This window comes from Pseudomonas sp. 37 R 15 (assembly GCF_900004865.1).
Classification (GTDB): Bacteria; Pseudomonadota; Gammaproteobacteria; order Pseudomonadales; family Pseudomonadaceae; genus Aquipseudomonas; species Aquipseudomonas fluorescens_AM.
This window is the reverse complement of sequence record NZ_CVTV01000049.1, coordinates 408412-428101: the sequence shown is the minus strand read 5'-3', so window position 1 is coordinate 428101 and position 19690 is coordinate 408412. Positions and strand designations below refer to the sequence as shown.

Sequence of the window (19690 nt, the reverse complement as noted above, 5' to 3'; positions counted from 1 at the left end):
AAGATCGAAGATCGCCTACCCCTGATTGTCTATTTCTGCTGCAGCTCGTCGCAACAAGCCTTCCAGTGCGGCCTTTACCGTTTGTCGGCGGACCTCGTCACGGTTGCCGGGAAAGTGCGCACGCTCGGCCGTGACCTCATCGCCCACGCCGAACGCCAGCCATACCGTGCCCACCGGTTTGTCCGGCGAACCACCGTCCGGGCCCGCCACGCCGCTGACCGCCACGGCAAAGCGCGCCAGGCTTTTTTCCTGCGCCCCGCGCGCCATCGCCTCCACCACTTCCTGGCTGACGGCGCCAACGTTGGCAAACAGCTTTTCCGGCACGTTCAATTGCCGGGTCTTCTGCCGGTTGGAATAGGTGACATAGCCCGCCTCGAACCACGCCGAACTGCCCGGTATCCGCGTAATGGCTTCGGCAATACCACCGCCGGTGCAGGACTCGGCGGTGGTGACATGGGCATTGAGCACCTGCAAACGGCGCCCCAGTTCAGCAGCCAGTTGAGTGATTTCCTTCACGGTCGTCTCCAGGAATGGGCGGGGGTTTGCCTACCCTACAGCAGCCCATCGGTCATGCAAGTTGCAGAATGCATCAAAAGGCTAACGCGCGACGGCCCGCACATACGCCTGACAGGCACGCAAGGCGATCAGGGCGTTATCGCCGTCGTCGGTGATGCGGATAATTCGTTGAGCATGCGCCGGGTCAAGTCCGGCGCGTGGGGTTGCATGAACCACGCCGCCGGGGGTGGCGGCGGCTGGCACTGGCGTGCAGCCGGCGGTATCGGTGGCGTCGAGAAGGACTGACAACCGCACATCAGCAGTGGCCAGGCGGTCGCGCAGAGCAGCTTGGTGACGCTGGGCATCGCTCAACTCCTGAATGTGTTGTTGATCGCGGGTAGTGAGTTGTCGCTCCAGGGCCAGGCGCTTTTGCTGTGCTGCCTGTTGCTGTTCGAGCGCGGCCTGGTGTTGCTGGCTGAGCGCCAGCGCCTGCCCGGCCGCCTGACGCTCCAGTTGCGCGCCATAGCGCCAGGCCTGTACTTGCCACACCAGTGCAAGCAGCAGGCAAACGCCGACCCAACGCAATGTGCCTAGCCAACGCATAGCACCGCCTTCGCCCGTGCCCACAATTGCTCACGCGCCTGCAGGCCGTTAACGCCGCCGTTGATACGTCGGGTAATGGTGGTGAATTGATCTTTATCCGCCAGCTCGTTGAGGCCGTTGCTGTGCCAGAACCAGGCGGCGGACTCACACGCCCACTGCGGTTGTTCCAGCAACTGCGGTTGTTGCAACAGGCGCTCATCGCCAAACAGTGCCTGGCTGCATGCCAGGTAGTTGCGCCGTCCCGTGACCTGGATCAGCCCCCTGCCCCGGTATTTCTGGCCATCGCCATCCGCCTCGGGGGTGTTGCCCAAGCGGGCGGCCAGGGTGCCGGTGTCGTACTTGCCAAGGTATTGATCGCTGCCCAGTTCGCGTACGTAGCGCAGTTCGGCGGATTCGTGGCCGACTTGAGCGAGGAAGGCGGCGATGCGCCTGGCACTGTTGACCTCATACCGAACGAAGGCTGCATTTAACGGGGACAAAAAAATGCCCGCTCGAAGGCGGGCCCCAGGCATCACATCAATTAGCTGGGTAAGGGTAATCTGCATGGGATCTACTCTGAAAAAATGTCTACACCGACAAACCACTGGCCTGGATCGTGCACCGGTAGCCGCCGGTGCGGTTACCGCTGGCCGTCACCGTCTTGATCGACCAGCGCCCCTGCATGAAGCCCGGCCACGACTCGTCCAGCAGCAGCAACCCTTCAGCGGCCAGCGACGGATTACCGGGGCACACCACATTGATCTGCAGCCCTTCTCGCCCCACACGCCGCATCTCGCCCTGCGCCGCCGAGCGCGCTTCGTCCTCGCTCTGGTAGCGCTGCGTCACCACTTTGAACGGTGCGATGCCCACCTCTACGACATGCTTTTTGCCGGCCGCCGCATCCCACCAGGCCGTCTGCGCGCCGTTATATTTGGCGCGACTGGTCTCGGTGAAGCTGGCGCTGATGAAGGCGTGGTCGCCCGGGTGATTGTCACGGGTGACGGACAAGCGCACATCCGGCAGTGCCTTGCCCGACAACGACTTGATCTGACCTTTACGGCCCAGCACGTAAAGCTCATCCACAGGCTTGGCCACTGCATCGAAGCGTTTGGCCAGCCTGGTCAGAAATGCCATGTCACTTTCGTTGGTCTGATCGATATGCGCGATCGGCTCGCCATCGAGCTCAGGCGCCACGCGCGGGGAGAACCCGTAGCGGCTGGTCAATTGACGAAACAGTGCGCCCAGGGTTGTCGGCCCATGGCTGGCGGTGCGGCGCTGTTTGAACTCATGCTCATCGAACGGCGCCGCCGTCGCCACCAGCACCAGGCGCATCGGGAACAGCGACGGTGTACGCTGAGTGATCTTGAACGCGCCCTTATCCACCAGACCGGACTCCCGATAACCGACGCGCAAGCCGACTTTCCCGCCCAGATCGGGCAGGCCTTCAAGGCCCTCGATATCGAGGGTCAACTTGAGTTGGTCGGACACGAATCCCGCTGCGTCAATATGCTCCCACTCCAATAGCCGCTCATTGAACAATGCGGCATTGGCGCCGTAAAGCTCCACTACCGGTGTGAATCCAAGTGCCATGATCGCTCCTTAATCCCAGGCTGAAACCGGCCGGCTCGCGACAGGCTTTGCATCCAGTTCGGGCACCAGCACACTGACGCCGGCCGGCAATAGTGCGCCCTGCTCCGCCAGCTCCGGATTCAAGCGCCACAGCGCCTCCTCCGCAGCATCATCACAGCGGCCCAGCTCTCGGTAGAGCAGCAGGTTCACTGAATCGCCCGCAATACTTCGGACTCTACGCATTGACGAATTCCTCCAATACCAGCGACCAGGTGATCGCCATCGCGGTACCGTCGTCGATGACGCTGGTTTGTTTTTCGCTGATCGACTTGATGGTCCATAACCCCCAGTTACGCCCCAGGCCATCCACCAGAGGCAACGGCACGCGCAGGTCCTGCAGGGCTCGCAGCTCATCCAGGCGTTGCATGCCCTTGGCACGCGCGGCCTTGCCGCCAACTGCCAATGTTTCAAGGCCCTGCCCCACCTGGCTGGATTTGGGTTTGCCGGCAATGATGTCCAGGCTCACCCACCCACCACTGCTGCCACGATCAAGGCTGTCGTAGGCGAACCCGCGGGACAGCCCGAAAATAAACGTGCCCAACACCATCTGTTGTCGCATTACACAGCTCCATCGGTCAGTGCCGCGCCACGTCGCGTCGCCAGCAGGTTGTCCATCGACAGCGGCGTAAATTGCGCTTCGATCTGTTGCACCACGAGTGTCGCCAATTGCTGATAGCTGGCTTGTTCCGGCGCGTTGATAGTGATTTGCGGGGCAAAATTGAGTTGGCGGTTATCGGCTTGAGGGTTGTTGAGGTTATTGCTGACATCCGTGGGAGACGGCAAGCGATCCCCGGATCCCATTACTTTCTCGGCAAGCCATGCCCCCACGTCACTGCCGACAAACGTACCGACGGCGCCGCCCACCACGTTGCCGATCGCGCCACCGGCGACGCCGCCCATGACCCCGCCCAGCAGCGTACCGGCACCCGGCACCACCGAACCGATCACCGCTCCGGCAAGCGTGCCGACCGCTCGACCAATCGCCATGCCGGCGAATTCACCGGCAACGCCACCAGCGACGGCGCCGCCTACCGAGCCCACGCTGGAGCCCAGCGCTTGACCCGGATTCCCCGTCAGCGCGCCCTGCGTGACATCAACTCCGGCCTGTGCCAGCACCAGGCCCAACGAAGCCCGTTTGGCGAATTTGTTGGCCTTCACTGTTTTGCTAGGGCGGTCAGGACCGGACGCCGGATCTGGCGGGCGTTTGCCTGTATGGGCGTCATTACCTTGAGTGTGCTGCGGGCGGGCGGTAGGGTCAGCGGCAGGTCCTTCGCGGAAAATTTTCCCCGCAACCTTTTCAAACACCTTGTCCTTCACGGCATCGAATACGCCGGAAAGCACAGCCCCCAGTGCAGCCCCTGCCACCGTAACGGCGGCGGTAGTGTGAGGCAGCGCTTCAGCCAAGCCACCCACGCCGTTGACCAAACCGGTCATCGCCGTCAGCGAGGTATCCACGACGGGCGCCAGGGCCACATCGGAGGCAGTTTGCAAGCGCGTGGTACTGGCCTCATAGGCCTGCCGTCGAGCCTGGGAGGAATCGGCGCGAATCGCTGCAACGCGCTGAACAGAGCCTTGATCGCCTAGCGCCGAGGTGGCGTAGGTGGACGTTTCGGCCACCTGCGAAAAGGCGTGTTTCACGCTGTCAATAATCGGCACCAGGCTCAGAATCGACTGGTTACCGTCGAACAGTTGCGCCGCCAGCGCCGCCTGCCTTTCAGCCGGTTGTGACTTGAGTGCTTCCAGCACGGAAAGCAGGGTCTGCGGGGCATCCTGTTTCATGCCACTGGCCAGCTCTTTGGGATCAAGCTTGAGCGCTGCCCAGGCACTGCGCTGCGCGGGAGAAGCGCTGTCGCCTTTGGCCAGGGCGAGACTGATTTTTTCCAGCCCGAGCTCCGCAGCACCTTTGCTGTTACCGGCACTCAACAACACCGCCGAAAGCGCCGCCGCCTGCTCGGGGAGCATGCCCGCAGCCGTTGCGGTGGCGCCGCGACGTTGCACGATCGCTGCAATGTCCGCTGCCTCGGCCTTGAGCGAGACATCGCTGCCCAGCACGTTTGTCGCGTCGGCCAGATCCAGGGCTTGGGCGCGGTCAAGGTGCAGTGACTCACGCCATCCGCCCATGAGTTCGCCGGCATGCTTCACATCGATTTTGAACGCCGTCGCCATGATCGCGGCATCGCGGGCGAACTGCTGCAGGTCTGCCTGGCGTCCGGCCTGGTCGATATTGCCTGACGCATCAACGCGGCTGCTGCCAATACCCGACTTGGCCGCTACGTACTCGACCTTCGCCAAGTCCACGGCGCTCGCGCCACTGGCCGCCACCATCGGCTCGGTCGCCATGGCGAGGTTGGCTTCGCGCAGTGACTTGCGCTCGCGCCCGACAAATTGCAGCAGTTGGTCCAGGTCGGTCATCGCGGCATCCAGTGCCTGCGATGGCGTACCCGCTGGGGCCGTCGTGCGGGTGCTCGTATCGCCCGTGCCCACCGCCTCGATGGCGTCGGCTTGGCGGGCGTCCATCACCTTGAGCAACGAGGCGTTGAACAGCTCAAGCGTATCCACAAGCCGGGCCTGACTCTCGGCCAGATGATTGATTTGCAGGCTGGCATCGGCCAATGCCAACGCCAGGTTCGCGGCACTTCCCGGCACCGCCTCAGCCGGACTCGCCAGGGTTGGCGCGATCGGATTGAGGCTGGCCTGTGCGCCGGCCATTACGGGTGAGCGCTGGATCATCACGCCGTCCCTGGCGATGGCTGACTCAGCTTGGTTATTACGGTCTGCCATCCCGCTCTACTCCTGTTTAACGCCAAGGCGACTGATCGCAATGTCGTAGCGGCGCAAGGCCTTGCCGGCGTCCCAATCGAGGATTTCCGCTTCGGTTACTGAGTAAACCAGCGGTACGACATCGAGGATCACTTCGATGTCGCGTTCCGAAAGAAGTCCGCCGGTTTGTTTAAAAAATCGTCGATGCGCCCCTGCAGTTCGGTCCAGTCGGGCACCGTCAAGCCGGCGAGATCGGGGATCATCAGGCCGGCGCAATGGGCGGTGATGAACTCGGCACGCTCTTTGTTGGTGGGCAGTTTTTTCATCACTTTGGTGGCGCGCAGAGCGGGCATTTCCAGGGTGACGTGGGTGAGCGTGCGACCGCTTGCTTGAAGGGGAAGCAGCAGCGCGACCTCCTCGCTGGTCAGCGATTGGCGCGGCACATCGGCCTGATCGAGAAAAAACGATGCAGGCTGGGTCGACATCTCGTGTACGTATTGCGCGATGCTGACGTAGTCCGGGCGCTTGAGTTGGTCGAGTTCTTTTTCCGACAGGCCAGTGGCGAGCTTGGCCAGTTCGAAAAACTGCTCATCCTCGTCGTCACCGGCGCGCGCCAGGGCGTCTTTCTGTGGCGCGTAGAACAAGGGTTTGAGTTGAATCTGCTCAATCACAACACCGGTGTCGGCGGTGATCGGGGACAGCAGGACGTGTAGCGCAGGCATCCAGGCCATGGGGTGATTCCTTGACAGGGTGTGGGGGCGAGCTGACCCGCCCCCTGGGTGGTTACGGCATCAGCACGGCGCGGCGGGCATCGCCGAGAATGTCGACACCGTTGAGCACGAACTTCTGGGTGCGCACGTCGATATCGATCACCGGAATGCCGTTTTCCAGACGGTTATAAGTGCGGCAGGAGAGTTCCAGGGTGGTAACGGGCTTGGCATTCATCGTCAGCGCGGATTCGGTCAACGACTTCAACTTGCCGCCCACGGTGTGGTAGGTGAAGTAGGTCTTGCCATCCTGATCCTGCCCGGCTTCGCGCACGTTCAACAGGATGTCATCGCCCTGCGTGACGCCAAGCGCCAGCAGGATTTCTGCACCAGCCCCTTGCAGTACCAGGGTTGCGCCCAGCACCTTGGCGCTTTTGGCCACTTCTTCGGCAATGAAGCGCCCGCCGGTCATCGGGTCCATTTCGAACTCGATCTTCGGTGGCGTAAAGGAATCGACCGTGGCCGACAGCGGCAGGCCTTGGAGGGTGGCCGCAATGGCCTGTCTGACTCGGTTGGTAAACATTAGAGAACGTCCTCCAGGAACTGCTCGATGATTTCATCGCGGGCGTTGAGTTGATAAACCATGTGTTCGTTCGGCGCGTAGCGGCCGTAGTCGATGACGATGAACCAAGTGCCGTTCTTGTACTTCTCGACGCTGTTCAACTCCGGGTGCAGGTAGACGCTGCCGCCAGGGATGGTTTCGTCGGCCACCAGGGTTTGCAGCCAGTCGTTGATGCGCTTGACCTCCTGGTCCATGAAGGACTTGGTGAGGTTCCTGGCCATGGCCTTCTGGCCGGCCTTGACCAGCTTGCGGCTGATGGCGTCTTCCAGGCCGACATAGCTGATGAACTTGCCGGTAATGGAGCGGTTGCCCAGCAGCGAGAAACCGCCGAGCACCGTGCGGGCGTAGTAGCTCACGCCATAACGATTGAGCAGGTCGCCTTCGGTGGAGGTGTCGAGGATGTTGTACTCGACGACGCGGGAAACGTCTTCGGCAAAGGTCACCTGATTACCTGGGCTTTCCCACTGCTTGACCTTGGCCAGCGCAGCGATAGCCAACGAGGAGGGCGACAGGAATACGTTCTTCTTCGCAGCCTTGGAATACACCGACGGCATGTTGTGCACCAGCAGGCAACGGTCGAAGCCCAGGTCGGCACCGCCCAGTTCGCCGCTGTAGGTCACTTGGTCGGCGACCGAAGCGTCCTTGCCATCGAGTACCACACGGGCCTTGATGCGCTTGCCGAAGGAAGCGAACTCGCCGGCCACGGCCTTGGTGCCGGTGAAGCCCGGAGCGCCAATGATGGTCAGGTCTTCAGGCACGCTGCTCAGGGCAGCCAGGCCGAGTTTGCGACCGGTGACCGGGTCGTTGCCGCCGATCACATTGTTAATCGTATCGGCCGGGGTGGCGCCCTCTTCGACAATCACCACGTAGACCGGCACCTTGACCACTTTGAGGATCTGGTAAACCGCCTGGAACAAGGTGCCCGACTCGGTGCCGGTAGGGTCGAGCAGCGCCTGGGTGGTGAAGCTGTTGATGCGAAACGGCGCGTTTTTCGGGATCGATGCATGGGCATTGGGGGCGGTGCCCACCAGGCCGATGACATTATCGCCCAGGCCACCCATGGCCTCGGGCGATTCGGTGGCATTGACGGTAATGCCGTTGTGCTCGAAGTTCAAAACCTCAGCCATGATTAATCAGCCTTCTTGGAGGTGGAATTGAGGACGCTGGTCAGTTCCAGGCGGCCGGCGGTGCGCAGGGCGGATGCTTCGACGTCCAGCAGTTCCAGCTCCTCGCCAGCGGTAGACCAATGGCCGTTACCGGTGGGGAAAGGGATGAGGACGGTGTAGGTTTGGCGCGTGGGCATGGGTAGGGTTCTCCGGGTGAGAAATGCCAAAGCCCCTGCAAGAGGGGCTTTGGGGAGGCGAAAAAAAACCGCTTTCGCGGTGGGTGACTACTTGTCTTTCGGCAACGGGAAGCGCGCTTTGATTTCAGCAACCTTAGCTCGCCACTCTTTCTCCTTTTCAGCCGTACCGTCGAATTGCCACTCGAGGTACATCGGGTCAGCTTCGCTGACATAGGCAGAGCGGCGAGCCGCAATTGTGCTAGCGAGTGCGGCAGCTGCAGTAGCGTTCTCGATGAGCACCTGGCCAGCCGCATCACTAAAGCCCAGGCCTTTAAGGGTCTGCGTACTAGCAGGCACGTTGATCAACGAGTCACCAGCAGGGGTTACCAACTTTTCAATAAACAAAGTCATTTGATCAGTCCTTAAACCTTGGCGGTATATCGAATGTCGTTATCGTGGGAATAGGCCAGACGCTTCTCTTCAAGGGCCTTCCCGAGCACAGCATCAGCCTGAGCCAACGTGTAAGGCTTCACCGCCCAACGTACTTCCCAATCGGGATTAACGTCATCTTTCATTATCACTTCAGCGTCTAACTTGCTGTAACTCACCGGATAGTCAAAGGTTTTGGTAATGGTGTAACTTAGCCCGCCCCTCAAGTACATCCCAGAAAACTGAGGGGCATTTGTAATTTGACCAGCGACCAACCCCAGGTACATCGGTTTAAGTCCAGTAACAGCACGAGCGGTACAAATCATTCCGAATGAAATACCCCGTACCGTTTCACGGTAGGTTTGAGAAACTCGTTTGATAGCTAAGAAGTTAGCATCTCCGTTCCATAGATACCCGACACCCTCAAGTTGCAAGTTCAAGCCGGCAATGTGATATATCCCTTCGCCAAAGGGCGCTTTTTCACTGTCTCGAAAATATACTCGGGAGACAGTGATTTCTGTTTCACCCGCCTCGTTACCGGGCATCGTCCACCAAACAGGATAAAGCACCTCCGTCGACAAGCCAGTGAGATCAATTTCCTGCTTATAAAGCGCGCGCCCATTGATATCCTTCGCCTGCACACTGTTACGCCACGCCGTGAACTGACTCGACGCCGCCTCTACCCGCGCATCAATCTTGCCAATCTGATTAGTCACCGTCTCCGTCAGCTTATTGCACGCATCCACAACCTTCGTAATAGTCGTTTCAATTCCCATCATTGACTCCCTGTCAGTTAACCTTTCCAGCACTGTTGTCAGTGCAACTACTTCGCTTCGAGATGCATCACTCGAAACATCAAATCCACGTGCCGCGACATATTGCCCACCGACGCCGCCGCCATAATGGCGATTTCCTCAGCCAGCAACACATTCAGGTTTTCACTCCCCACCACAATCGTCACGCTATCAGCCGGCAACGGCGATATATCCAGCGTGAATTTCTGCAGTACCCGAGCCGCCGCCGCTTTATACGTCAGCAACTTCCCTGCCACGGAATACACCGCCAGCAAGGTCCCACTGGCGAGGTAAAAGCCGAACTCGCCAATTTCATACTCATCGTCACCGTCAAACAGCGCGGCCATCCTGAGTTGGCGCTCGCCCAGGTCTTCGTAATCCACAATGGCGACCCGTTGGCGCTCATCGCGCAACGCCACTTCCGTGCCGTCGGGGGTGTAGCGGCCGGTACCGGCGCCGATGTGGGTGATTTCGCCTTTGAGGCCCTGGTTCCTGGCCTGCAGCACTTCATCCAAACCCTTGGAGGTGAAGCGCACCAGGCGCGTGATTTCATCTGTCATGGCTGCGCCCTGAGGTCGTAGTCGTTAATGGTGTAGTGCCGGGCAACCCCGGCACTGTTCAGCCGGGCGCCCAGCCCGAGTTCCGGCAGCACGCCTTCAAGCAGCAACTCGCCATCGTTGAGCGGGGCGTGAGTGGCGCTGTTGAGGGAGAACGCACCGTGTAACTTCATTTCGGGCAAGGCGCCGGGCGGGCTGTCTTCGCCGATGCTCAAGCCAGGATCAGCCGCACCAGCCAGTCGCAGCCCTTGGTAGGTTTCATGCACGAGGGTAATCGTGGCCTGATCGCGCTCACTCTTGGCCGCGTTGATGCGACGGATCAGCCGGTTGTGGTCGCCACTGGACCAACTGCGCCCGATGATCGCCTGCACGTCGAAGGTATACGGCGTGCCGGTTGGCCGCTGCTGAAACCAGGCGCTGATGTTGGGCGTAAACCCCAGTGACTCCACGGCATAGCTCAAGGCCTTGGGTGTGCCGGCCTGGCGCTGGATCTGCCAGGACAAGGCCACGGTCAGGCGCTTTTCCGATTCGCTGGCTTGGGCATCCCATTCGCTGACACCTCGGTCGGCGGCCAGGTAAGGCAGAAATTCGCTGGGGGTTTGCAGCGGGTTCATCAACGCTGGCAACGGCGGTGCGACCCGGTCAAGCAGCTTGCCGAACCCTATATCCAGCGCCTTCTCCAGCGGTGAACTGTTGACCGGCAACACACTCGCTTTGGGGTCATTCATAGCGTGCGCACCTCCACCTCGACGCCCGTGCAATACGGGGCCTGGAACGCGCTGCTGACAATCGGCGCCAGCGGCTCCAGGATGTGCAGCTGCGCCGCCCCCGCACTGTGAATGGCGTAGTCGATCCAACTGGGGTCGACGCGCCCTTCCAGGCGATGACAGGAGTCAGCGTAAGTCTGCAGCAGTTGCTGCGCCGCCACTTGGGTCAAGCCCGAGTCAGGCCCGGCGTGGATTTTGGCGATGACGCGAATCCTGTAGGGCTGAATCTGTGCGCCCTGGACGGTGACGAGATCGGTTTCCGGGCGTACATCCGGCCGTGCGAAATGTCGACGCACACCGTCAAGCAAATCGGCAGATGGGGTACCGTCGCCCTCACGAGACAACACGGTGACCATCACTTCGCCGGGCGCGATGCGTCGGCCGTTACCGTCCTTGACCTGGGCGGCATAACCGTCCGGATCAAAGGTGTAGTTGACGGTCACCACGCCCGGCGATGCGCTCTGAACCTTGACCACCGGCCGCTCGCCGAGGGTGAACACTTCGCGGCGATACTGCATCCGCGAGCCCGCCGCCGGGGCGTGGGGTGCCAGGTAGTAACGCAGGCGGGCATCGTCATCGCTTTCCAGGATCGGCGGCACGGGCGGGAAAGCCGCAGGGTCACCGGGGTCGAGTACCTGGCGTTCCAGGCCCATATCCGCCAACCGTGCATCCAGGTTACTGCCGGTGGCCCACCACGCCAGCATCTGCTTGATGCGTGCATTGTATTTGCGCTCATGGGTTTGCAGGCGCACGCAAAAAGCTTCCAGGGCCAGGGTCAGCAGCTCACTTTCGTTGTCGAGGCTGACCTTGAGTTTGGCCGCGCTTTGCGGCGCACTTGCTGCGACATAGTCGACCACGAACGCCTTGAACTCAGCCAGCAAGGGTTCGAACGCATCGACCGCGATAATCGCCGGCTCGGCCAGTTGGTTCTGGCCAGGGATCAGCATGCTCATGTCACGACCTCGAAGGATTGTTGGCGGTTTTTCCAGGTGCCGGCAAAACGCAGCAGCAGCCCGGCGCCCTGGCGGGTGGCGACGATGACCTGGGGCTGAAAGTCGCCGATGCCGTTCTGGGCGTTGTAGAACGCCTGGGCGGCATGGCTCTGGGCGAGCAGCAGCAGGTCGTCGCCCAGGTTCTGCCCGAGCAACTGCGGGATCAGCGAGCCATACAGCGGGCGCTTCTGCCGTGTACCAACGGGTGTGGTCAGCGCTCGGGTGGCGCGCTGCACAAATTGCGGCCAGTCATCGACGGCTGCCCCGGTGTTGCGATCGATGCCAATCATGAGATGTCCTTATCAGGGGCTGATGACCCGACCTTGGTGGTCTATCACCGGGCCGCTGAAGTGAGCACCGCCGGCATCCAGCAACAGTGCGGTGCCGCCGATTTGCAGGGTGATGCCCTGCGGATTGAGGGTCAGGCTGGCGGCACCGACCTTGAGGTCAACCTGTTCGCGAGAACCGGTGAACATCGTCGGCCCGTTGGCCCAGTTGAAGGTGTGACTGGCGTCGTCGTAGTCGCTCTGGGTGCCGTCTTGATGGCGCCGCCGGGTCACGGAGGGAACCGTCGAGACTGGCGGAAACAGACTACTGTTGAGGCCGAACAAAGCCACGGACTGCGCGCCCCCTTCCCCACCGCCGTAGTTGAGCAACAGACAGTGCTCGCCCACGGACGGAATACGGGTTTCGGTTTGCGCACCGGCGCTGGGGTTGAAAAAGCGGATGGCCGGCGTGAGCAACTCACCGTGACTGACCCGGCAGGTAGTGCTGGCGGCGTCGACCTGTTGGCAAACGCCAATCCGGCAGAAGCTTTCAGCGCGTCGGTACAGGTCTTCCAGTTGGGCCTCCATTTCCGCGAGGCGCTCGACGATCGGCCCCAGTTGCATGCGTAACAGCGCGTCGAACATGGGCTACTCCGCCAGTGGCTTGTATTGATCGGGGTCATCGATGTTCAAAACGTCCCAGGTGCAGGCATACAGCGCTCGGCCTGTAGGATCGTTGAGTAACTCGGGCCCGAGGTAGAGGATTTGCGTGAAGGAAACGGTCCAGGTGTCGTAGTCCGTTGCTGCGGTAGTCAGCACAGCGGGAGCGGCAACAATATGGGTCGGCAAATCGCACTGGGCCTGAGGCAGGCTCCAGCGGTTATCCAGAACCAGGTCCATCAGCTGGCTGGCCAGGTCGCAGGCTTGGAACGGCAATGCGCCGGGAGCCACCATGGCTTTGAGCGAAATGGCCAGGACATGGGCCTTGCGGCCTTCGCGGGAGCGAAGACCCGGGCCATTGCCTTCAACCGTGATCATTACGCCGGTTTTCTCCAGGTCACTCTGAAATTCCCGGTGGCTGCCGACCTTGAGGTCCGGAAAGGCCGCATGCAGCGCCACGCCGATAGCCTGGGGAAGTTGGGATGGCTTTTCGATAAGGGTCATTTGGGTAGCGTCCTTGCGATTACGGCGGGTCCTGGCGGGATCCTTCATTGATCCCGATGCGCTTGGCCGCCCAGCGCTCATAGAGGCCGATGGCCACGTCGGCGCCGGCCATCGCGGTCAGGCAACCAATGGCGCCGGCAGTCCAGATCGACATACCGGCGGCATAACACAGCATCAGGGCCGAAACCCCGCAGACCATGCACGCGCCGGACCTGAGCGCCAGACGGCGGATCAGCGACCAGCCGCGGGCGCCCTCCTTGTCGGCGCGCCACATCTCGCCGGAAACGCCGCCGATCAAGGCCAATATGATCACCAGCCAGATAGGCATTTCCGCTAACGCTTGTTGTTCGTTTGTCATGTCACGCCTCCTGGCTGAGCACTGAATAGTCCGTTTTTCAATTACACACACTTCGATAGGTAGGCATTCCAAAAAGCCCGGTAGCCCGGGCTTTTCAGTAATGATGTCCTCGGACTTTCGGCGCTACTGGCGCGGTACGGTCCTTTCCTGAATGTTTTTCCGACCACGATCCCTGTCTGCCGGATAACTGCTTGCGGTGCTTTACGCTGCACACCCGGGTCAGTTGCCAACCCTCTGAACCGTTAAGGCCGGTTCATCGCTGCCTGTTCTTGAAGCTGGGGTGAAACTAAAGAGCGTCGGCATCCTTGCCGGTGTTACCTGGCATCCCTGCCATCGCTCTGATGGCGTCCTTGCCGATATTGCGTGCCTTCCTTGTCTTCCTTGGCAGCATCCTTGCCACCTCCACCAGGCCTTGTTGGCTGGCTTGAGATGAAGAATATGCATGTATGCATATACAGTCAATGCATGAATGCATTTATTTTGCCTAAGTAAATGCACGAATGCATTCAAAGCCTTGCGGGCTTGGGGTTGGGCGGGTTTCTGCAGGCGAAAAAAAACCCGCTCATGGGCGGGTTTCGTCCTACGCGAGGAGGTTAGCGGGCATACATGCCCCACCAGAAAACATGACCGAGGATGCTGATCTGCTCGTCCTGAATATCCTGGAAGCTGTAGTCTTCATCTGGATGCTCATCACGGTTGAAGCTACGCAGGCGAATCCCGGAAGGCAGACGGTAGAGCTGTTTCACCCGTAGCTGGCCATTGTGATTGATGGCATACAGGTCACCATCGACAATGTCACCAATCCCGCTCTTGCCGGCATTTACCCCTACCGTCGCGCCATCGCGCAGTACCGGCAACATACTGTTGCCACGCACCGTCACGCATTTGGCCTGGTCGAATTGCACGCCGTTATGCCGAAGGCTGCGCTTTCCAAAGCGCAGGCTGGCTTTCTCACTTTCCTCGATGACGAATCTTCCTGATCCAGCAGCCAATTCAACCTCGCGCAGAAAGGGGATCGACACCTCGTCATCATTAACGGGTGTGTCGTCGTCCCACAGGCTTATGTCCTTGAGCTCCGAATGCATCGGGTCGCGCCCATCATCTCGCAAAGCACCCACCCCGGCACGCCCGCGCAGGTGATCGGTGCTGACGCGAAAATACTCGGCGATGCGAGAGATGTGTTTGTCCGACGGGTCAACGATCTTGCCGCTGAGGATCCGGGACAGTGTGGATTGAGGCACACCGGTGCGTCGGTGAAGCTCCGTGGGGGAGATCCGATCGCGATCCAGCAGCTCTTTCAAGACGGTAGAAACGTTGCGTTTTTGCATAACGCGGATATTGACGGGAGTCTTGAAGGTTGGCAAATGCTAATTTGCATATTTATGCATTAAACACACAATTTTGTTTAGATTGAAACAAAACACTGTGTAGGCAAACAGTTAATTGTTTTCTATCATTCAGAACCGTTTGCTATCGCCGCAGGGTAGCCTGATGCCACACCGAGCGGACGGACAGGCGCCCTTGCTTATCGACAATTCAGGGCCTATGTATAAGACTCTTGAACAACATGGCCAGCAACGACGGAGGTGCTCATGGCTTATTCAGCGCTAGCTGTCGCTAACGCCTTCATTGAACGCGCGAAGGAAGGCAAGCTTTCGGGCCTGACGCCCATGAAACTGCAAAAACTGCTGTTCTACACGCAGTCCTGGCATCTGCGTGAACGGGATCAGCCGCTGATGGATGATCACTTCGCCCGCTGGCAATATGGCCCGGTCATCCCGTCGCTGTACCATGAGTTGAAATCCTACGGTAATCGCCCGGTGACGTCGCTGCTCAGCAACCTGAAGCCCGACGCCGAAGACATTGTCTTCGTGACACCAAGGGTTCCTGAGAGCGATACCTACACCCATCGCTTGATTGACCGGATCATTAACAAATACGGCAAGTGGTCCGGCACCCAACTGTCCAACCTTTCCCACGAGGACGGCACAGCCTGGGCCCTCAAGGGCGCCGACGGGTCCGCCATTGACTGGGAAGACATGGCAGCACTCATTCACCCAAAGAGCCGCATCCGTGAGTGAAGAACTCGACAACCTGGAACTGACCCTGCCCCCGGTGGCAGGGCCTGACCAGGACTCCCAAGCCGGTGGCGAACAAGCCACAGGCACCGACGATGAAAGAAACCAGAACCTCAAAGACCAGAAGGCCGAACGGCAACTGCGCAAGAAATATGCGGGACGCGCATTTTGGTTTGCGGCTTGTGGTGTGATCTTCTGGGCGGTGCTGCTGGTGTGGAATGGGTGGTCGACGTATTACTCGGGTAAGGCGCCGTTCTCGGATAACGTGCTGATTGCCATCACTACGGCGACTTCAATCAATTTGTTTGCGGCGTTTCTTGGGGTGATCAGAGGGTTGTTTCCGGCCAGTGGGCGTAAGTCCAGATAGCCGGTGTCCATGGGTATGGATCGCTGGTTTGCCCCCGTCTGGCGGTCCGGGAAACCCAGCTTCTCTGTCACAACGATCAACCTTCAATCGACGTAAAATGCCTCTCGAAAGTGCTCAACGAAAGTCTCTACCAGCGTTGAGTCACGTTCGTGATGGGCAAGAACGACCTCGCTTTCACACCCTTCATCACTTATATCAATAGCGTGCAACGAAGTAGCTTTAACCATTGAAACGGGAAGCAGTGCAATACCGAATCCTGCCTGGATCAACAACGACTGTGTCGTTTTCAACGAATAAACCTGCGCTGACTTCGGAGCAAATCCTGCGCGAGCGCAAAGTTCAAATGAAAGATAACTAAGCCCTCCGCGTTTTGGGTGGGCTATCGACACGAATGCTTCATCCCGCAACTCAGCAAGTGATATTGAACTTCTCGATGCGAGCGGATGGGTAGAGCCAACGGCGACAACAACTTTCTCACTAAACAGAGGAAGAAGCTTGATATTATTCATTTGATGCAACACTGGCAGCCTGAACAGACCCGCATCAATACGATTATCAACTAAATTCATGAGTTGTGTTTCTGAAGATTCCTCCGACACTTCAATATACACATCGGTCATACGCTCCAGATAAAGCCCAAGCGCATCTTTCAACTTCCCGGTGAGCGGCACCGTGCTGGCATGGCTAAGGCGTAAAGCACCCCGCTGACCATTCCCTACCGAAGTCGCCAACCGAGCAGCACTATCGACGTCACTCAAGATAACTTTGGCCCTTGGCAAAAAGGCTAGCCCAGCGGGCGTTAGATGGGGCTGCCTTGCGGTGCGCTCAAACAAAAGCGTACCCAGGTTGTTCTCCAGCTCCTTCATTTGTCGACTGAGTGCTGACTGAGCAATAAATAGTCTCTGCGCTGCAACACTGAAGCTTCCATGTTCTGCGATCTCCACAAAATATCGCAACTGCTTCATTGATATCATAATAGCTATGCCAAAATGTGATCAGTAATTTCTTATTTTCATATTAGTAGATTTTTGTCCTGTTGGGTAGGGTTACCAAATATCACGTCATGGACCCACGATAATGCCGGACGCTTTTCTCCACGCCCCTTTCGACAATGCGACCTTGGCAATAATGTTCGTGACCATCAGCCTGGCCTACATCATTTTTTCTATTGCGGGTTTCGGGACGGCATTGGTAGCGGGGCCGGTGCTGGTAAATTACATGCCGCTGTCGCAAGCGATCCCTCTACTGGTACTCCTTGACTGCGTGGCTGCATTTGGAAAACTGGCGCGCATGCATAAGCACGTGGTGCGCATTGAACTCACCCGGCTGCTGCCGTTCATGATGCTGGGTAGCGTGGCGGGTATAGCGCTGCTCCTCAATACAAGAGCTGACGTATTAATGCTCGCGATGGGCTGCTTTGTAACTTTATATGCCGTGTACACGCTCACAAAACCAATAGGAACCCGACATCTATCTGCGACATGGGCAATGCCCCTGGGCGCTGGTGGCGGGCTGTTCGGCGCTTTATTTGGGAGCGGCGGCTTCCTCTACGCGATCTATCTGAACGGCAGAACAAACACTAAAGAGCAAGCGAGCGCCACTCAGAGCACATTGATTGGAATTAGTACGCTGGTACGTATGGCGATGCTCACCCTGGCAGGAGCCTATGCCGATCTTGCATTAGTGGTAACTGCCCTCTACTTATTGCCAGCCTTATTGTTGGGGCTGTGGGCTGGCGAGCACATTTCGTTCAAAATATCTCGCCATACATTCACCAGACTCATAAACATTATTATATTGGCCAGCGGTATTACGCTTGTGTACCGAGCTTGCCTCGGCATCAATTAACTATATGAAATACAACTTCTCTACTCCAACTTCATACAGTGAGATTTGCAATTGAAAAGTGCAAAAGTTCTTCGTGACTTATTAAATTCCGGAAAAACCGTTATGGCACCTGGTGCCTATGACGGACTGTCGTCAAGGCTGGTAAGTCTGGCGGGCTTTGACGCTGTGTATGCCAGCGGTGGTGCTATCGCCCGAGCATCCGGTTATCCGGATATCGGCTTGCTGAGCTTTTCAGAAGTTGTCGAGCGGATCGAGAAAATTGTCGAAGCCAGCGAGATTCCCGTTATCGCAGATGCCGACACCGGATTTGGCGGAACTGCCAACGTACAACGTACCGTGAGAGCCTTGGAGCGGATCGGTGTAGCAGCCTTCCATCTGGAAGATCAAACGTTCCCTAAACGCTGTGGGCACTTGGATAACAAGTCGCTGATTGACGTCGATGACATGTGTCAAAAAATCAAAGTTGCGCGTGCCAGTTTGCAAGACACTAATTGCCTGGTAATTGCGCGCACCGACGCAATAGCAATTGAGGGTTTCGACGCGGCGCTGGTCAGGGCGCAACGTTACGTTGAGGCGGGTGCCGACATGATTTTTGTGGAGGCGCCGCAGACCCTCGAACAAATTCAGATTATTGCCCAACGGCTTCCTGGGCCAAAGCTCATGAATATGTTCTACGGTGGCAAAACGCCTCTCGTTTCTTTGCCAGTACTTGCAGAACTCGGCTACCAACTTGTCATTGTGCCATCTGATCTGCAACGCGCAGCCATCCATGCTATGCAAAAAACTCTGGCTGAACTGCAGCGCTCAGGGGATAGCCATGCGATGGCGGATGAGTTGACCAGTTTTTCCGAACGCGAGTTGATTGTTCAAACTGCGAAGTTCCTGGCACTCGACAATTTGTAGAACTCAATTCCAGCACGAAGCACGACAAGGAGATGGCATGTTATACAGGGGCGAATGGAACTCTAATGAACTCGATTATCGCGCGCTCGCCGGGCAATGGCACGTGGTATGTCAGAGTTCGGATGTAGGCAGTGACCAACCCAAAGCGGTGCGCTTACTTGGCGAAGAATTGGTGTTATGGCGAGACGACCAGGGAAAAGTGAATGCCTGGAAGGATTACTGCGGTCATCGGGGTGCAAAACTGTCATTGGGCTGCATCAAACAGGGGCAGATCGAATGCCCTTATCATGGGTGGCGTTACAGTAGCCAAGGCGAATGCACGTTGGTTCCTGCACACCCGGAGCGAAAAGGCCCCTCATCACAGCGCCTCATTTTTCGCCACTTCGCGCAAGAGCGCTACGGATACATCTGGGTGAGCCTGGAGGAACCATTGCGACCGCTGCCAGAACTGCCACAGTGGCAAGATGAAAGCTACCGCAAGGTCTTTGCGGGCCCCTACCTTTACAACGCAAACGCGTTACGCTCACTCGAAAACTTTATCGATGCGTCCCATTTTCCCTTTGTGCATGCCCATCTCAATGGTCTGCCGGACGCGCCTGAACCGCTGAAGCGATACAACGTGACGGAAGACGAGCGTGGTCTGCACTCTTCTGAAATTTGCGTCTTTCAACCGTACGGCGACCATCGTGGGATACCGGTTAACGCCCGCTACACCTATTCAGTGCTGAATCCCACGACTGCCTATTTCGTCAAAAAGACGGGCGAAACGGAGCGCTTCTGTACCTTTTTCAACGCCACTCCGGTCGATGAATCGCAATGCATTATCTGGCTGATAGTCGCTATCAACTTCGGCCAGGATCTCACACTCGAACAGATCCTTTCTCGGCAGAACACTGTTTTCGAACAGGATCGCCGCATTGTCGAATCCCAGCGCCCCGCCCGCCTGCCACTGGATCCACAGGCGGAAATGCATGTGGTCAGTGATCGAATGGGGATTGAGTACCGCCGTTGGATTCGTGACCTGGGCGAGGCCGCGACCACCCATCAACAAACACAAGTCATTGAATCTGTTTCTATCTGACAAGGACGT

General features: G+C 58.5%; 27 protein-coding genes. 5 read left to right on the top strand and 22 right to left on the bottom strand.

The features are described from left to right. Nucleotides 1-15: 15 nt before the first annotated feature. The 21 genes from BFQ04_RS17265 to BFQ04_RS17170 form a co-directional block, all read right to left on the bottom strand. On the bottom strand, nt 16-516 hold the full coding sequence (locus BFQ04_RS17265; protein WP_065951853.1) for a CinA family protein: 501 nt from the start codon (nt 514-516) through the stop codon (nt 16-18). Nucleotides 517-597: 81 nt separating this feature from the next. Further along, complete coding sequence (locus tag BFQ04_RS17260) at nt 598-1098, bottom strand: lysis system i-spanin subunit Rz (RefSeq protein ID WP_065951852.1); 501 nt, start codon at nt 1096-1098, stop codon at nt 598-600. Next, a complete protein-coding gene (locus tag BFQ04_RS17255) occupies nt 1086-1643 on the bottom strand; it encodes a glycoside hydrolase family 19 protein (protein ID WP_065951851.1) in 558 nt (185 codons plus the stop codon). The genes BFQ04_RS17260 and BFQ04_RS17255 overlap by 13 nt, the downstream gene beginning before the upstream one ends. A gap of 22 nt (nt 1644-1665) precedes the next feature. Next, nucleotides 1666-2667 carry a contractile injection system protein, VgrG/Pvc8 family gene (locus tag BFQ04_RS17250; RefSeq protein WP_065951850.1) on the bottom strand — a complete coding sequence of 334 codons (1002 nt, stop codon included), beginning with the start codon at nt 2665-2667 and terminating at the stop codon, nt 1666-1668. Nucleotides 2668-2676: 9 nt separating this feature from the next. After that, nucleotides 2677-2889, bottom strand: a complete 213-nt coding sequence (locus BFQ04_RS17245; RefSeq protein WP_065951849.1) for a tail protein X — start codon at nt 2887-2889, stop codon at nt 2677-2679. Further along, on the bottom strand, nt 2882-3265 hold the full coding sequence (locus BFQ04_RS17240) for a phage tail protein (protein WP_065951848.1): 384 nt from the start codon (nt 3263-3265) through the stop codon (nt 2882-2884). The genes BFQ04_RS17245 and BFQ04_RS17240 overlap by 8 nt, the downstream gene beginning before the upstream one ends. After that, nucleotides 3265-5487, bottom strand: a complete 2223-nt coding sequence (locus BFQ04_RS17235) for a phage tail tape measure protein (protein ID WP_065951847.1) — start codon at nt 5485-5487, stop codon at nt 3265-3267. The genes BFQ04_RS17240 and BFQ04_RS17235 overlap by 1 nt, the downstream gene beginning before the upstream one ends. A gap of 128 nt (nt 5488-5615) precedes the next feature. Continuing rightward, a complete protein-coding gene (locus BFQ04_RS17230) occupies nt 5616-6197 on the bottom strand; it encodes a phage tail assembly protein (protein ID WP_065951846.1) in 582 nt (193 codons plus the stop codon). 52 nt (nt 6198-6249) lie between these two features. After that, entirely contained in the window at nt 6250-6756 is a 507-nt protein-coding gene (locus tag BFQ04_RS17225) for a phage major tail tube protein (RefSeq protein ID WP_065951845.1), read from the bottom strand. Further along, complete coding sequence (locus BFQ04_RS17220) at nt 6756-7922, bottom strand: phage tail protein (protein WP_065951844.1); 1167 nt, start codon at nt 7920-7922, stop codon at nt 6756-6758. Before BFQ04_RS17220 ends, BFQ04_RS17225 begins: the two co-directional genes overlap by 1 nt. Nucleotides 7923-7924: 2 nt before the next feature. After that, nucleotides 7925-8098: a hypothetical protein gene (locus BFQ04_RS29685; RefSeq protein WP_175413291.1), complete on the bottom strand. Its 174-nt coding sequence runs from the start codon at nt 8096-8098 to the stop codon at nt 7925-7927. 87 nt (nt 8099-8185) lie between these two features. Beyond that, on the bottom strand, nt 8186-8488 hold the full coding sequence (locus tag BFQ04_RS17215) for a hypothetical protein (protein ID WP_065951843.1): 303 nt from the start codon (nt 8486-8488) through the stop codon (nt 8186-8188). Between the two features lie 11 nt (nt 8489-8499). Beyond that, on the bottom strand, nt 8500-9282 hold the full coding sequence (locus tag BFQ04_RS17210; protein ID WP_065951842.1) for a phage tail protein: 783 nt from the start codon (nt 9280-9282) through the stop codon (nt 8500-8502). A 47-nt stretch (nt 9283-9329) separates the two neighbouring features. Beyond that, entirely contained in the window at nt 9330-9860 is a 531-nt protein-coding gene (locus tag BFQ04_RS17205; RefSeq protein WP_065951841.1) for a phage tail protein, read from the bottom strand. Then, nucleotides 9857-10585: a phage tail protein I gene (locus tag BFQ04_RS17200; protein WP_065951840.1), complete on the bottom strand. Its 729-nt coding sequence runs from the start codon at nt 10583-10585 to the stop codon at nt 9857-9859. Before BFQ04_RS17200 ends, BFQ04_RS17205 begins: the two co-directional genes overlap by 4 nt. Next, nucleotides 10582-11577, bottom strand: a complete 996-nt coding sequence (locus tag BFQ04_RS17195; RefSeq protein ID WP_065951839.1) for a baseplate J/gp47 family protein — start codon at nt 11575-11577, stop codon at nt 10582-10584. The genes BFQ04_RS17200 and BFQ04_RS17195 overlap by 4 nt, the downstream gene beginning before the upstream one ends. After that, nucleotides 11574-11906, bottom strand: coding sequence for a phage baseplate protein (locus BFQ04_RS17190; protein WP_065951838.1), 333 nt, complete (start codon nt 11904-11906; stop codon nt 11574-11576). Before BFQ04_RS17190 ends, BFQ04_RS17195 begins: the two co-directional genes overlap by 4 nt. Before the next feature lie 12 nt (nt 11907-11918). Next, nucleotides 11919-12527, bottom strand: coding sequence for a phage baseplate assembly protein V (locus tag BFQ04_RS17185; RefSeq protein ID WP_065951837.1), 609 nt, complete (start codon nt 12525-12527; stop codon nt 11919-11921). A gap of 3 nt (nt 12528-12530) precedes the next feature. Then, complete coding sequence (locus tag BFQ04_RS17180; RefSeq protein ID WP_065951836.1) at nt 12531-13046, bottom strand: hypothetical protein; 516 nt, start codon at nt 13044-13046, stop codon at nt 12531-12533. Nucleotides 13047-13065: 19 nt separating this feature from the next. Further along, nucleotides 13066-13404, bottom strand: coding sequence for a phage holin family protein (locus tag BFQ04_RS17175; protein WP_065951835.1), 339 nt, complete (start codon nt 13402-13404; stop codon nt 13066-13068). Nucleotides 13405-13997: 593 nt separating this feature from the next. Continuing rightward, nucleotides 13998-14741: a LexA family transcriptional regulator gene (locus tag BFQ04_RS17170; protein WP_175413294.1), complete on the bottom strand. Its 744-nt coding sequence runs from the start codon at nt 14739-14741 to the stop codon at nt 13998-14000. A 255-nt stretch (nt 14742-14996) separates the two neighbouring features. Here BFQ04_RS17170 and BFQ04_RS17165 point away from each other — a divergent pair, with 255 nt between their 5' ends. Next, nucleotides 14997-15485, top strand: a complete 489-nt coding sequence (locus tag BFQ04_RS17165) for a Panacea domain-containing protein (RefSeq protein ID WP_065951834.1) — start codon at nt 14997-14999, stop codon at nt 15483-15485. Then, nucleotides 15478-15849: a hypothetical protein gene (locus BFQ04_RS17160; protein ID WP_065951833.1), complete on the top strand. Its 372-nt coding sequence runs from the start codon at nt 15478-15480 to the stop codon at nt 15847-15849. Before BFQ04_RS17165 ends, BFQ04_RS17160 begins: the two co-directional genes overlap by 8 nt. Nucleotides 15850-15932: 83 nt before the next feature. On the opposite strand, the gene BFQ04_RS17155 is transcribed toward BFQ04_RS17160, so the two are convergent. Then, complete coding sequence (locus BFQ04_RS17155; protein WP_065951832.1) at nt 15933-16823, bottom strand: LysR family transcriptional regulator; 891 nt, start codon at nt 16821-16823, stop codon at nt 15933-15935. Nucleotides 16824-16926: 103 nt separating this feature from the next. On the opposite strand from BFQ04_RS17155, the gene BFQ04_RS17150 reads away from it, so the two are divergent. From BFQ04_RS17150 to BFQ04_RS17140, 3 genes are read left to right on the top strand one after another with little or no spacing between them, the layout of a single operon-like run. Next, entirely contained in the window at nt 16927-17697 is a 771-nt protein-coding gene (locus BFQ04_RS17150; RefSeq protein WP_065951831.1) for a sulfite exporter TauE/SafE family protein, read from the top strand. Nucleotides 17698-17748: 51 nt separating this feature from the next. Beyond that, nucleotides 17749-18600 (top strand): isocitrate lyase/PEP mutase family protein, encoded by an 852-nt coding sequence (locus tag BFQ04_RS17145; protein ID WP_065951830.1) that lies wholly within the window; start codon nt 17749-17751, stop codon nt 18598-18600. Nucleotides 18601-18637: 37 nt separating this feature from the next. Next, nucleotides 18638-19681: an aromatic ring-hydroxylating dioxygenase subunit alpha gene (locus tag BFQ04_RS17140; protein ID WP_065951829.1), complete on the top strand. Its 1044-nt coding sequence runs from the start codon at nt 18638-18640 to the stop codon at nt 19679-19681. The last annotated feature ends 9 nt before the right edge of the window (nt 19682-19690 follow it).